At 66.4% G+C, this 13,229-nt stretch carries 11 protein-coding genes and 1 pseudogene; 6 read left to right on the forward strand and 6 right to left on the reverse strand.

Going from position 1 to position 13,229, the window contains the following annotated elements; genetic code table 11:
• Positions 1-167: 167 nt before the first annotated feature.
• A complete protein-coding gene (locus ACQP0C_RS13910; protein ID WP_433733334.1) occupies positions 168-1,025 on the reverse strand; it encodes a hypothetical protein in 858 nt (285 codons plus the stop codon).
• 280 nt (positions 1,026-1,305) lie between these two features.
• Here ACQP0C_RS13910 and ACQP0C_RS13915 point away from each other — a divergent pair.
• Positions 1,306-1,877 (forward strand): annotated as a pseudogene (locus ACQP0C_RS13915) (hypothetical protein).
• Between the two features lie 569 nt (positions 1,878-2,446).
• Here ACQP0C_RS13915 and ACQP0C_RS13920 read toward each other — a convergent pair.
• The 4 genes from ACQP0C_RS13920 to ACQP0C_RS13935 form a co-directional block, all read right to left on the reverse strand.
• Positions 2,447-3,346 (reverse strand): amino acid ABC transporter permease, encoded by a 900-nt coding sequence (locus ACQP0C_RS13920; protein WP_433733335.1) that lies wholly within the window; start codon positions 3,344-3,346, stop codon positions 2,447-2,449.
• Positions 3,343-4,017 (reverse strand): amino acid ABC transporter permease, encoded by a 675-nt coding sequence (locus ACQP0C_RS13925; protein WP_433733336.1) that lies wholly within the window; start codon positions 4,015-4,017, stop codon positions 3,343-3,345. The genes ACQP0C_RS13920 and ACQP0C_RS13925 overlap by 4 nt, the downstream gene beginning before the upstream one ends.
• A 128-nt stretch (positions 4,018-4,145) precedes the next feature.
• Positions 4,146-4,979 (reverse strand): glutamate ABC transporter substrate-binding protein, encoded by an 834-nt coding sequence (locus ACQP0C_RS13930; RefSeq protein WP_433733337.1) that lies wholly within the window; start codon positions 4,977-4,979, stop codon positions 4,146-4,148.
• A gap of 65 nt (positions 4,980-5,044) precedes the next feature.
• Positions 5,045-5,773 (reverse strand): amino acid ABC transporter ATP-binding protein, encoded by a 729-nt coding sequence (locus ACQP0C_RS13935; protein WP_433734537.1) that lies wholly within the window; start codon positions 5,771-5,773, stop codon positions 5,045-5,047.
• Positions 5,774-6,037: 264 nt separating this feature from the next.
• On the opposite strand from ACQP0C_RS13935, the gene miaB reads away from it, so the two are divergent.
• Both miaB and ACQP0C_RS13945 read left to right on the forward strand, forming a co-directional pair.
• On the forward strand, positions 6,038-7,594 hold the full coding sequence (miaB, locus tag ACQP0C_RS13940) for a tRNA (N6-isopentenyl adenosine(37)-C2)-methylthiotransferase MiaB (RefSeq protein WP_433733338.1): 1,557 nt from the start codon (positions 6,038-6,040) through the stop codon (positions 7,592-7,594).
• A gap of 460 nt (positions 7,595-8,054) precedes the next feature.
• Entirely contained in the window at positions 8,055-8,636 is a 582-nt protein-coding gene (locus tag ACQP0C_RS13945; RefSeq protein WP_433734538.1) for an Rv2732c family membrane protein, read from the forward strand.
• 234 nt (positions 8,637-8,870) lie between these two features.
• On the opposite strand, the gene ACQP0C_RS13950 is transcribed toward ACQP0C_RS13945, so the two are convergent.
• Positions 8,871-10,352 carry a DUF349 domain-containing protein gene (locus ACQP0C_RS13950; RefSeq protein ID WP_433733339.1) on the reverse strand — a complete coding sequence of 494 codons (1,482 nt, stop codon included), beginning with the start codon at positions 10,350-10,352 and terminating at the stop codon, positions 8,871-8,873.
• A gap of 265 nt (positions 10,353-10,617) precedes the next feature.
• Here ACQP0C_RS13950 and ACQP0C_RS13955 point away from each other — a divergent pair, with 265 nt between their 5' ends.
• Genes ACQP0C_RS13955 through ACQP0C_RS13965 form a run of 3 tightly spaced genes read left to right on the forward strand, consistent with a single transcriptional unit; the run spans position 10,618 to position 13,222 of the window.
• Positions 10,618-11,406: a hypothetical protein gene (locus ACQP0C_RS13955; RefSeq protein ID WP_433733340.1), complete on the forward strand. Its 789-nt coding sequence runs from the start codon at positions 10,618-10,620 to the stop codon at positions 11,404-11,406.
• Between the two features lie 59 nt (positions 11,407-11,465).
• The gene (gene miaA / locus ACQP0C_RS13960) at positions 11,466-12,380 is read left to right on the forward strand and encodes a tRNA (adenosine(37)-N6)-dimethylallyltransferase MiaA (RefSeq protein WP_433734539.1); all 915 of its coding nucleotides are present in this window, start codon (positions 11,466-11,468) and stop codon (positions 12,378-12,380) included.
• On the forward strand, positions 12,377-13,222 hold the full coding sequence (locus tag ACQP0C_RS13965; RefSeq protein ID WP_433733341.1) for a TrmH family RNA methyltransferase: 846 nt from the start codon (positions 12,377-12,379) through the stop codon (positions 13,220-13,222). Before miaA ends, ACQP0C_RS13965 begins: the two co-directional genes overlap by 4 nt.
• Positions 13,223-13,229: the final 7 nt, after the last annotated feature.

Consider the following 13,229-nt stretch of genomic DNA (forward strand, 5'->3'; position numbering starts at 1 on the left):
GTGCCGCGCTGGGCGTGGTTTCCGGGTTGTCGTCGACGTGGCGGTGCTGGTGAATCCGGATGTCGTTGATCGGTGGAATCTATTTGGCGTTGGATGCGGTGGGCGAGTGTGCTTGAGATCGGCGAAATGTACTCTGCCAGTGAAGTTCTGAGGGCCAGCGAAGGCTGCTATCGCGTGGTGTCGGCCACTACAGTTGCGATCCGTATTGCAGCGACCAGAGCGTCGGGACGGGGGTTACAGAGAAGGAGATCGAACCCTGGTGCTCGCACGATCAATTCGCCGTGCTCGACATCGGTGCCTCGGGTGGCGAGATCCGCGACGACGTCCGGATAGGGGCGATGGTAGAGCTCGACCCCCTCATAGGTGACCGACTCGGCCAGCGAAGAAATCGCGATCGAGATCATGTGATCGCTCTCGTCGAAACCGAGTTCCAGGCCATGGTCGATGTAGCTGTCCACGGCTGCGGGACCGTAAGGGGGCACACTTTCAAGACATCCCCCGAGACGTTCCCGTAGCTCGTCTCGACTGTCGCCCAACTGGGCCAGCTCGATGCCCACATGAGGTATCAAGGTGTGGCGCTTGATTGGTGTTGGTGACGCGCCTACGAAACCACCGATCGCGTCGCGGTACCCGCGCGGGTACATCCCCACCACTTCTGCCGTCTCGTGGTCGTTGCCTCCCCGCCACAGATGGAATCCGAGATCGGGAAAATCCCAGCCGCCGTATTCCATCTCCACATACCGCGCGCCGTGTGCGGCGAGTTCGTCTCGGACCTGCTGGTAGGGCAATTCGAGCAGCGGGACGTCTTCGTAAACGGTATCGGGGTCGGTCAACTCCAGGTAGTACAGGCGCTCGAGATGGTCGTGATGCAGGATCAGCCCGAGCTCCACGTAGTGGTCGGTCAGGCCGATTTGTGTGCCGCCCTTCCTGAACGTTTCATGCTGGCCGAGCCGGGCGTGCAGAGTCGCTCTCTGCTCCCCGAACCGCGCTTCGGCCACACCTTCGAAAGGTCGCACTTGATACATCACCTACACCCGGTCTTCGTTCGGTAGTCGACTACGGCGCGATCAGTGTGAACCATGGCTGGGGATCGAGACATCGGTAACTTCCCAGGCCAGGTAAGACGCAACGTGGTGGCGGCTCCGTCTGAATACTGGCCCGGCGTCAGCGGTCGGCTTGCCCGTGTTGCGAAGGAAGACCTCCAGCCGTTGAGAAGTCCACGCAGGGCTTGGCCGCGACGCCATCTTGGAGGTGTCGTTGGCAGAGAATTTGGGAAATGAGGCGAGAGTGTCGTAGGTCAAGGTTGTGAGCAATGACATCGACACTCTCGCCACCGCACTGTACGTCAGCACCGACGACCTACTGAAGCGTCGCCCGGATCTCGGCCCTCGGCGTCCTATGGTCGGGTTCGCGCCGCGGTTGACCGATGCCGAGCTGATCACCTTGGCGGTGATGCAGGCCCTGCGCGGGTTCACCTCCGAGGCCCGCTGGCCGCGCTACGCTGATGGGCATCCTCCACGCCGACCCCACCCTGGCGGCGCAGCGACCAGGACAAACGCTCATCTGCGACAAGAACTACTTCGGGGCCGGATTCGAAACCGACCTGACAACGGTGGGGCTGCGCCTGTTGCGGCCCGGCTCGAAAAGGCGAGCCCGAACGCCCAAGCAGCGCGTTGTTCAAACCGCTGCGCCAAACCATCGAGTCGATCAACCAGACACTCAAAGCCCAGCTCGACCTGGAACGCCACGGCGGACGCACCCCGGCCGGAGTCATCGCCCGTGTCCTACAACGCATTCTCGCGCTCACCACCGCGATCTGGCATAACGACCACGCTGGCGCACCAGTTCACCGATCACTGACCGCCTACGACCACTAACCGCGTTAGGCGGCTCGCCATCCGAGCCGCTCATACCTTGGAATCACTCGTCTAGACACCAGGTCGGGGATCACCCATCCGTTCGCCGCGACCGCGGCGTGTGTGTGCGCCGGTGTCCGCGCCGCTGCCGTTGTGGTAGTCGACAAGCCACCCGGAATCGGCCATGCCAGAAGAGCCTTCCGCCCCCGGCCTTCTCGACGCGGAAGGGCTCCAGGGCATCGTGACCTCGTCCTGACTGCCGCGTGGGGGCAGGGACAGCCTGATCGTCGGCCCTACCGCCGCCATCGCGGCGTCAGTTCAGTCAGCATGCGCTGGCTTCGCGTCGGCGCCCATCAGTTGCGGCCGCCAGCTACGTGGCCGAATCCGCTGCGGCAGGTGTGTTTTCTACGGTCTGCCGAGCCCGTCCTCGACAGCAGGTCGTGTGCAGGCCCATCGGAGGCCGTTCCTTGCCCGTTGCCGATCACGCGCTGGTGACCCGCACCGGTCGCCGAGGCGAGAGATCCGCGATCGGCGACCCGGGCGAGGTGTCCCAGGGCGAGGTGTCTTCGAGTCGAACAGTCAGCCGGGGCTCAGGGCTTCTGAGTGATATCCATTCCGGGGGTGGCGTCGGCCAGCACCGAGTCGGCGGGGACGACCGTGGCTCCCCTCTTGCGTTTGCGGGAGCGCAGGCGCTGCTCGAGCTTATTGGCCACCACGGTCAGCGTGCTGTTCAGCAGAATCATTACCACTGCGACGACCATCAGTGCGGGGACGGTATTGCGTTCGGCGGCGCCGAGTTGGGAGCCCTGACGGACGATCTCGAGGTAGGTGATCTGATAGCCGAGGGCCGAATCCTTCAGCGCGACCACCATTTGCGAGATCAGTGCGGGCAGCATCGCGGTGATCGCCTGTGGCAGCAGGATCAGCCGCATCAGCTGGCCCTTGCGCAGACCGAGGGCCACCGCGGCCTCGGTCTGGCCCTTGGGCAGCGATTTGATACCGGCGCGCACGATTTCGGCGATGACCGAGCCGTTGTAGACCGTCAGCGCGATCACCACGGCCCACAGTGCGAGCTGATCGACCTTGAACACCTTGTAATCGGAGAAGACATAGAACAGGAAGATCATCAGGATCAGCACCGGGATAGCCCGGGCCACCTCGACGATCGCGCCCGCTAACCAGCGCACCAGCCGATGGTCCGACAGCCGCAGGATGCCGAAGATCATGCCGATCGCGAGTGCGAACACAATCGACAGCAGCGCGGCCACGAGGGTGCCGCGCAGACCGGGCAGCAGATAGGTCTTCCAGACGTCCGCCTCGAGGAACGGCTTCCACTTCTCCGCGGTGAACTGCCCCTTATCGGCGAAGCCGCGGTAGAAGACCCAGCCCAGTGCCAGCACCGCGACAATCGCGATGACAGAATAGATCTGGTTTCGCAGGCGCGCGCGTGGTCCCGGCGCGTCGAAAAGGACCGAAGCTCCGGAACTCATCGGGCCACCTCGAATCGCTTGGCCAGCCAGCCGAACAGCAGGCCGGTCGGCAGGGTCAGGATCACGAAGCCGAGGGCGAAGATGAACCCGATGGTGATCAGCGCGGCCTCGTTCTCGTTCATCTTGGCCATCAGGGTCGCGGCCTCGGCGACGCCGATGGCCGAGGCGATCGTCGAATTCTTGGTCAGTGCGATCAACACACTGCCCAGCGGGGCGATGACCGAGCGGAATGCCTGGGGCAGCACCACGATTCGCAGATTCTGGACGAAGGTGAAGCCCAGTGAACGGCCCGCCTCGGACTGGCCCATCGGCACGGTGTTGATGCCCGCGCGCAGCGATTCGCAGACGAATGCCGCGGTGTAGATGCTGAGTCCGAGTACCGCGTAGCGGAAGTTGTTCTGCGCCAGCGAGTTCGGGCCCTCGGGGGCGAGCTTCCAGCCCATCGTGGAGTAGAGGCCGAGCGAGCAGAACACGATGATGAGCGTCAGCGGGGTATTGCGGAAGATGGTGACGTAGGCGGTGCCGAGAAAACGGGCGACAGGCACCGGAGAGACGCGCATGGCGGCGACGAATGTGCCCAGGATCAGGGCGAGGACCGCCGACGCCGCGGTCAGTTTGATGGTAACCCAGAAGGCGCCGAGGACGTCATACCTCGAGATCAGGTCGAACACGGTGGGCGCGTCCCTCCGATCGGATCGATGTGCGGCGGCCGGAGGTCGTCCTTCCGCGCGCGATGTACAGGGGTGCTCGTAGCGAAGAGATCGGGTGGCCCGGTCCGGGGGCCACCCGATCAGGAATCTCAGTACCGGTTCACCGTCGGCGGCGTCGGCGCCTGGTAGCCGGAGGCACCGACCGTGGAGTCGAACGCCTTCTTCCAGGAACCGTCCGCGATCATCGCCTCGATCGCGTCGTTGACCTTGTCGCGCAGTTCCTTATCGCCCTTCTTCAGGCCGATGCCGTAGTTCTCCGTGGTGAACGGCTTGCCGACGACCTTGAACGTGCCCGCGCTCTGCGCGGCGTAACCGGCCAGGATGATGTCGTCGGTGGTGACCGCGTCATACGAACCCGCCTGCAGGCCCTCGAGGCACAGCGAGTAGGTGTCGTTGGTCTGCAGTTGGGTGTCCGGGTAGTTCTTCTCGATGTTCTGGGCCGGGGTGGAACCCTTCACCGAGCAGACCTTCTTACCCTTCAGATCATTGGGTCCGTTGATGCTGTTGTTGTCGGCCTTCACCAGCAGCGACTGGCCCGCGACGTAGTACGGCCCGGCGAAGTCGACCTTCTCCTTGCGCTTGTCGTTGATCGAGTAGGTGGCGACGATGTAGTCGACCTGACCGTTCTCGATCAGCGTCTCGCGCTGACCGGAGGGCGACTCCTTGAACGTGATGTTCTCCGGCTTCACGCCGAGCTTGCCCGCGACGTACTTGGCGACCTCGACGTCGAAGCCGCTGTAGGAGCCGTCCTTGTTGCGCAGGCCGAGGCCCGGCTGATCGAATTTGATACCGACGGTGAGCTTGCCGTCCTTGGCGTGGTCCAGTGCGGTTTTGTCGCTGCCGCCCCCACAGGCGGCGGTGCTGGCGGCCAGTGTCAGGGCTACCGCCCCTATGCCGAGTCGAAGTGCACGGTTGATCCTCATCGAGTTCCTTCTCCCTCTGGTGTTTCCATGGCCGAAGTCTTTTACGGTTGCGGTGATTACTCGGTTCAGTGGCTCAGGATCTTGCCGAGGAAATCCTTGGCGCGGTCGGACTTCGGCGCGGTGAAGAACACCTCGGGTGTGTCGTCCTCGACGATCAACCCGTCCGCCATGAACAGCACGCGGTTGCCCGCCTTGCGCGCGAATCCCATCTCGTGGGTGACGACGAGCATCGTCATCCCCTCCTTGGCCAGCGACACCATGACGTCGAGCACCTCGTTGACCATCTCCGGGTCCAATGCCGAGGTGGGCTCGTCGAACAGCATCACCTTCGGGCTCATCGCCAGCGCGCGGGCGATCGCCACCCGCTGTTGCTGGCCGCCGGACAGCTGCGCCGGATACTTTTCGGCCTGGTTGGCGATGCCGACGCGCTCGAGCAGTTCCATCGCGCGCTTGCGGGCGTCGTCCTTCTTGACCTTGCGCACCTTCAGCGGCGCGAGCATCACGTTCTCGACGATCGTTTTGTGCGCGAAGAGGTTGAACGATTGGAACACCATCCCGACGTCGGCGCGCAGTGCGGCGAGTGCTCGGCCCTCGGCGGGCAGCGGCACGCCGTCGATGGCGATATCGCCGGAGTCGATGGGCTCGAGGCGGTTGATGGTCCGGCACAGCGTCGACTTCCCGGATCCCGAGGGACCCAGAACAATGACTACCTGCCCTTTGGGGACTTCGAGGTTGATATCGCGCAGAACATGCAGTTCACCGAAATGCTTGTCCACATTGCGCATAAAAATCATCGGCGCGCTCGTGGCGGTACTGCCCTCATCAGAACTAGCTGCCCCGGTTTTGGCCAACCCGATTGTGTCGGGCGCGGCGGCTTCGTCGGTCATGGTCCAAGACCTTAAGCGGAAAACGGCGATTTGCCCTGGTTTCCGCGACACACCGTTATGCCACGCCGGGTCGACACAGCGCCGTAACCCATCCGATGCGACCCGGTCGGGGCCCGGAGCCTGCGCCGATGCGCTGAAAACTCGCATTGCCCACCCCCGTACCCTGGATGGGTGGATTCGATCGGACAGGCAGTGTTGTCTCCCGCACCTTCGGCCCAGGACGGCACCCGCAGTTACGAGGTCCGCACCTTCGGTTGCCAGATGAACGTGCACGATTCCGAACGCTTGTCGGGCCTGCTCGAGGATGCGGGTTATGTGAAGGCCGCGCCCGGCGCGACGGCCGACCTCGTCGTCTTCAATACCTGCGCGGTGCGCGAGAACGCCGACAACAAGCTCTACGGCACCCTCGGCCACCTCGCGCCCATCAAGGCCGATCGGCCCGGCATGCAGATCGCCGTCGGCGGCTGCCTGGCACAGAAGGACCGCGACACGGTCGTGCGCAAGGCGCCGTGGGTGGATGTGGTGTTCGGTACGCACAACATCGGTTCGCTGCCGGTACTGCTGGAGCGGGCCCGGCACAATGCCGAGGCGCAGGTGGAGATCCTGGAATCGCTGGAGGCGTTCCCGTCGAGCCTGCCCGCCAAGCGCGAATCGGCCTATGCTGGCTGGGTTTCGATCTCGGTGGGCTGCAACAACACCTGTACGTTCTGCATCGTGCCGTCGCTGCGCGGCAAGGAGGTCGACCGCCGTCCCGGTGATGTGCTCGCCGAGGTGCAGGCGCTGGTCGACCAGGGCGTGCTGGAGGTCACGCTGCTCGGTCAGAACGTGAATTCCTACGGCGCCTCCTTCGCCGATCCCGATGAGGCCCGCGATCGCGGCGCATTCGCCAAACTGCTGCGCGCCGCCGGACGGATCGACGGACTGGAGCGGGTGCGCTTCACCTCGCCACATCCGGCCGAATTCACCGATGACGTGATCGAGGCGATGGCCGAGACCTCCAATGTCTGCCCGCAGCTGCACATGCCGCTGCAGTCCGGTTCGGATCGGGTGCTCAAGGCGATGCGCCGCTCCTACCGCAAGGCGCGCTACCTGGGCATTATCGAGAAGGTGCGGGCGGCGATGCCGCACGCAGCGATCACCACCGACATCATTGTCGGCTTCCCCGGCGAAACCGAGGAGGACTTCCAGGAGACCCTGGATGTGGTCCGGCAGGCGCGGTTCACCAGCGCCTACACCTTCCAGTACTCCAAGCGTCCCGGCACACCGGCCGCGGATATGCCCGACCAGCTGCCCAAGGCCGTGGTCCAGGAACGCTACGACCGGCTGATCGCGCTGCAGGAGGAGATCTCCCTCGATGCGAACCGTGCGCTGATCGGCACCGAGGTGGAACTGCTCGTGGCCGAGGGCGCCGGCAAGAAGAACGCCGCGACCGCCAGGATGAGCGGCCGGGCCCGCGACGGCAGGCTCGTGCACTTCCGCCCCGACGGTACCGCGGAGCGGATCCGTCCGGGCGACATCATCACCGTCGATATCACCGGCGCGGCCCCGCACCACCTGATCGCCGACTCGGCCATCAAGTCGCACCGCCGCACCCGCGCGGGCGACGCCCACGAACGCGGCATCACCCCGAAGACCGAACCCATCGGCGTCGGCCTCGGCCTACCCCGTATCGGCGCCCCCGCACCGGAACCGGCCGCCGCTGGCTGCTCAACCGGCTGCGGCGCATGATCGTGCGAGCCATTGGTTCGGTCATCACCGCGGCCACGGCCAGTGCGGCGGTGTCGATCGCGCCGAGGAAACCGGCGCTGAACGCCTGCGCGGATTCGAGCGAGGTGGATTCGTGAGTACAGGTGACGACGACACGACGCGCGGTGCCGGGGGAGCGGACGCCGCACCCGACCGCGAACACGGTGCACCGGGGGCGGGTTCGCCCGCATCGAATTCGGCTGGAGCCCGAGCGGATCACGCGGTCGAGGACGCGGATTCGGCGTCCGGGCGCGGGCTCGACGGGGGCTCCTCGACCCCGGATGAGGGCGGCGCCGCGGGCAATCCGGTATCGGGCTCGGGCGACGATGAGGAAAGTACTACCGGACGTAGTGGGTCGGCTGAGGCCGGTGAGAGCGCTGGTGGCACAGTGGGTGCGGATAAGGCAGCGGACCACGTATCAGCCGAAGGAAACGAGGGCTCAGTGAACTCGGTCGACAGCAGCAACGACTTCGAGCAGTTCAAGGACGAACTCGACGCCGTCGAGCGGCGCATTGCCGGCGAGATCGATCCGGGTGTACGCGCGCTGGTGGTCGCGGGGGCGGTATTCCTGCTGCTGCTGTCGCTGGTGCTGCCGCATGCCGGCGGTGCCCGCGGTTTCGATGTGCTGCTCAGCACCGATGCCGCCCGCGCGGAGCACATCGGCCTGCCGTCGCGGATCTTCGTCTGGTTCGCCGTCCTGTTCGGCATCGGCTTCTCGCTGCTCGCGTTGATGACCCGCCGCTGGGTGCTCGCATGGGTCGCCGTCGCCGGATCGGCCATCGGCAGCGTCTTCGGTGTCTTCTCCATCTGGCACCGCCAGACCCCCGGCCTCGGCAACTATCACGGCGCTGGCCCCGGCATCGGCCTGATCCTCGGCGCCATCGCGATCATCGTTCTGACATTCCACTGGATCCGCGTCGTCTGGAGCCGCACGGCACTGCAACTCGCCGCGGAAGAACAGCGCCGCATCGCGGCGGCCGCCGCCGAGGAACGCGATCGCCGCCGCCTGACCGGCGATTCCTGAACCTCCGCCTGCTTGCTGATGGCGAACAGCGCTTGCACGACGCCGAAGGCGTCCGCGCGGTAGGCCGGATTCGGCCTTCGGTACCGAAACGCGACGGCCATCATGGCGAACAGACCGAGGAACGGAATCTCCTGCCGCGAAACCGCACCGAGCGTGCACTTGCTCCAGAATCCGGCACGACTCGCCGGATTCGGCGGAAAGTGCACGCTCAGCGCATTGCACCGCCGCTGACCATCAGCGATTGCTGACGGCACCCTCCGCGGCCTCGGCCCATTCGCGCCACTGCTTGGCCTGCTCCAGCGCCTTCTCGGCATCGCGCTTGTTCCCGGCGGCGGTTGCCTTGGCGGCCTGCTCCTCGAACTGTGCCACCCGCTCGCGGAACTGCGCCGCCCGCGCCATTGCTTCCGGATCGGTGCGGCGCCACTGGGCGTCCACCGCGTCGCGGACCCGCTTTTCGATGACGCGCAGCTTGCCTTCCAACTCCTGGATGCGCTCGCGCGGCACCTTGCCGATCGCGTCCCACTTGTCCTGCAGCTCGCGCAGTGCGGCGCGGGCCGAGTCCAGACCAGTGGCCGGATCAATGTGTTCATAGGCGCGCAGCAGCTCTTCCTTGGCGGCCGCATTGTGCTCGAATTCGGCGTCGCGTTCGGAGACGGCGGCATTGCGCGCCGCGAAGAACACATCCTGGGCGCTCTTGAACCGCCGCCACAGCGCCTCGTCGGCCTCGCGCGGCGCCCGCCCCGCGGCCTTCCACTCGGCGAGCAGATCGCGGAACACACTCGCCGTGCCGCCCCAGTCGGTGGAGCCGGACAGCTCCTCGGCGCGTACGCAGAGTTCTTCCTTGCGCGTCTTCGCGGCCGCACGTTCGCGATCGAGTTCGGCGAAGTGCGCGCCACGGCGCCGGTTGAAGGCCTCGCGGGCCTTGGAGTAGCGCTTCCATAGCGCGTCGTCGACCTTGCGGTCCACCCCGCGGATCGACTTCCACTCGTCCAAGATTTCGCGCAGCCGATCGCCCGCTGCCTTCCACTGGGTGGATTCGGTGGCGATCTTCTCGGCCTCGGCGCACAGCGCTTCCTTGCGCTCGGTGTGCTCGTGTCTGGCCTTTTCCTTCTCCTCCTTGGCGTGCGCCGCCGCCTCTTCGGAGTGTTCGGCAATGGCCTGCAGTCGTCGCGCCAGCCCGTCGATATCGCCGATAACGGCGGCGGTGGGCAGCGATTCGGCGATGGTGACCGCGGCGGCCTTGGTCTTGCGGGCATCCGCGCCAGCGGCCAGCCGCGCCTCCAGCAGCGCTACTTCGGTGGCCAGATCGTCGAACCGGCGGCCGAAGTGCGCGAGCCCCTCGGCGGCGTCACCGGCCTGCCAGGAACCGACGACGCGTTCGCCATCGGCGGTCTTCACCCAGGCGGTGCCGTCATCGTCGACGCGGCCCCAGGCACTGGGATCGCTGACGGTCGGGACAACGACCGGATGCGGATGTTGCGCCGCCGGACCTGGCGCTGGTTTGATCGCGTGCGGCTTCGGATGTGCCGTCGACCCGCCTGGTTTGGGGGCCGCGGACGGTTTCGGGGTGGCGGAAGGTTTAGGGGCGGCGGCCTTCGGGGCATCCGAGGGGCGCGGCGTGCTGCCTGGGGTCGCTTTCGCCGTTCCGTTGCTGTCGCGCTCACCCGTCTCCCCGCCGCCACCCCTCACTGAATCGCTGCGCGATGCTTGATTCATTGCTCCTCGTCCCTGCCGCGCGTCACGGCTGCCTGGTTACGCCCTAGCTCACTCCATTGAACCCGGTCCGAGCCCTGTAAACCATCGATCAATACCCTCCGACTGATGATTCCCAGGGAAATCAACCCGTGATGACCTGGGTTGTAGCACCTCGAACACTATCAATCTCGGCCAAGTTTGCGGCAGAGACACTCGAAGCCGGACCTTACGGAGGGCGGCAGCGGCAGTGTGGATCGCTCATTCGGCCAACGACTACGGTTACGGCGTGTTCTCCATTGCGGCCCTGGTCCCGTCGCCGCCGATCCTGGTGCCCGAGCTCTGCGGCGGTCTCGCGCACGCGGCCGGGGCCGATCCCGATGACGCGCCAGCGGTGCTGCGCGCGGCCGCGCTCACCGCGGTCGGCGCACTGGCGGCCGTGACGCAGCACTGGACGGTCATCGGTGTGGGCGATGCCGCGCAGGTCGTCGGCCAGGACGCGGTGGGCACCTTCCGCGGTTTCGGTGCGGAGGTCCAGGTCGCGCTCTCCGACGATGCACTCGAGCGGGCGCGGCAAACTCCCGACACGGCGGATCCGCAGCTGCCGCTACCCGCCCTGATCGCCGGATGGTTGCGTGGCCAGGTCGCACCCGAGGCGGTCGCCTCGACGACGCTGGTCGCCGCGGATACCCCCGTCGATCGATGTGCCCGGATCGGCGCGGACCTGCGTAGCGCCCTGGACGGCTCGCCCGAACCGGCTGGTGTCCTGGTGCTCGCCGACGGCGCCGCGACCCTGACGCTCAAGGCGCCCGGCTATCTCGACGAACGCGCCGCCGACGTGCAGCGCGAGCTGGACCGAGCCCTGGCAGAAGGTGATACCGCGGGACTGCTCGCCTTGGATCCGACACTGTGCGCCGAACTGGCACTATCCGGGCGCGCGGCGTATCAGGTGCTCGCCGGTTTGTTCGCCGCGGATCCGAAGGCCCCCTGCGTCGAAACCCTGTACCGCGATGCGCCGTTCGGCGTCGGGTATCAGGTGAGCGTCTGGCGGCCGAGCGTGTCGGGAGGTGATTCGTGAGCGATTCGGACTCGCATCCGACGGGCTCGGCGCCGCTGGACCCGTTGTCCGGCAATGGGATAACTCCCATCGCCGTCGTCGGCCCCACCGCCACCGGCAAATCCGATCTCGGTCTCGAGCTGGCCGAGCGGCTCGGCGGCGAAATCGTGAATATCGATGCGATGCAGCTCTACCGCGGCATGGATGTCGGCACCGCGAAACTCCTGCCGGCCGAACGCCGCGATATCCCACACCACCAACTCGATGTCCTCGACGTGACCGAAACCGCGACCGTCGCCGCCTACCAGGCCGCGGCCAGCGTGGACGTGCGCGAGATCATGGCCCGCGGGCGCATCCCGATCATCGTGGGCGGGTCGATGATGTATGTCCAAGCGCTGCTCGATGATTGGGAGTTTCCGGCCACCGACCCCACCGTCCGCGCGCGCTGGGAGCAGCTGCTGGCCGAGCGCGGCCTCGACGCGGTGCACGAGGCACTGCGGCAGGCCGATCCGGCCGCCGCGGCGACCATTCTGCCCACCGATGGCCGTCGCATGGTGCGCGCGCTCGAGGTCGTCGAACTCACCGGCCGCCCGTTCGCGGCCTCGGCGCCCGCCATCGGACGACCGCGCTGGAACACCGTGATCATCGGCGTCGACCGGGAGACGGAAGAACTCGACGCGCGCATCGAATTGCGCACCGCGCGGATGTTCGAGGCCGGTCTCGTCGAGGAGGTCCGCGGCCTGATCGGTCAGGGTCTGCGCGAGGGCGTCACGGCGCGCCGGGCGATCGGCTACGCACAAGTCCTGTCATATCTGGACAACGAATACGACCTGAACCACGCACAGGAACGCACGCTGATCGGCACCCGGCGCTATGTCCGGCGGCAGCGCTCGTGGTTCCGCCGCGATCCCCGGGTGCGCTGGGTGGACGGCGCCGATCCCGATCTGGTCGCGACCACACTGTCCATGCTCGACAAGGAACGGACGCCGCAGTGACCCGTCGTGTGAGTACCCGCAATGCCTCGGTGCAGGTGTGGCAGGCGTACCTGAACAACCGCACCAAACGCCACCGCGACGGCCGCTTCCTGGTGCAGGGCGTGCGTCCGATCACCCAGGCGCTCGCCAACGACTGGCCGCTGGAAACGATGCTCTACCGGCTCGGCGCGCCCGATCTGTCGAGCTGGGCGCGTGAACTCCTGGAGACCAGCGGTGTGCCGCAGGTCGGCCTGGTTCCCGAGCTGATGGCCGAACTCGGCGAAAAGTCCACCGGCATACCGGAATTGGTGGCCGTCGCGATATCGAAGGAACCCGAGCTCGATACCTTCGAACCCGGTGAACCCGGTGACGCCGCGCCACCGGTGGTGGTCGTCTTCGATCGCCCCAACTCGCCGGGCAATCTCGGTACGCTCATCCGCTCGGCGGATGCGTTCGGCGCCAGCGGGATCATCGTCACCGGCCACGGCGCCGACCAATACGATCCGCAGGCGGTCCGCGCGTCCACCGGTTCGCTGTTCGCCATGCCGGTATTTCGTGCGGCCGGGACCGCGCAGGTACTCGAATTCCGCGACCGGCAGGTGCAGCGCGGGATCCCGACCCGCATTGTCGGCACCGATGAGCACGGCGCGGCCGCGGTCTTCGACTACGACTTCACCGAGGCGACCATCCTGGTCATCGGCAATGAGACCAGCGGCATGAGTGCGGCCTGGCAGCAGGCCTGTGACGATATGGTCTACATCCCGATGGGTGGCACCGCCAGCTCGCTCGGCGCGCCATCGGCCGCCGCGGTCGCGCTGTACGAAATTTCGCGGCAGCGTCGTACGTTGGTTCGAGGACGATAAGCAGGGA

Origin of the sequence: Nocardia sp. CA-129566 (genome assembly GCF_050956075.1) — a bacterium.
In the GTDB taxonomy this organism is placed as follows: Bacteria; Actinomycetota; Actinomycetes; order Mycobacteriales; family Mycobacteriaceae; genus Nocardia.

Excerpts from the sequence above, each read along its gene's own strand:
- ACQP0C_RS13910 (WP_433733334.1), bottom strand. The coding sequence starts at position 1,025 with ATGTATCAAGTGCGACCTTTCGAAGGTGTGGCCGAAGCGCGGTTCGGG.
- ACQP0C_RS13920 (WP_433733335.1), bottom strand. The coding sequence starts at position 3,346 with ATGAGTTCCGGAGCTTCGGTCCTTTTCGACGCGCCGGGACCACGCGCG.
- ACQP0C_RS13930 (WP_433733337.1), bottom strand. The coding sequence starts at position 4,979 with ATGAGGATCAACCGTGCACTTCGACTCGGCATAGGGGCGGTAGCCCTG.
- ACQP0C_RS13935 (WP_433734537.1), bottom strand. The coding sequence starts at position 5,773 with ATGATTTTTATGCGCAATGTGGACAAGCATTTCGGTGAACTGCATGTT.
- ACQP0C_RS13950 (WP_433733339.1), bottom strand. The coding sequence starts at position 10,352 with ATGAATCAAGCATCGCGCAGCGATTCAGTGAGGGGTGGCGGCGGGGAG.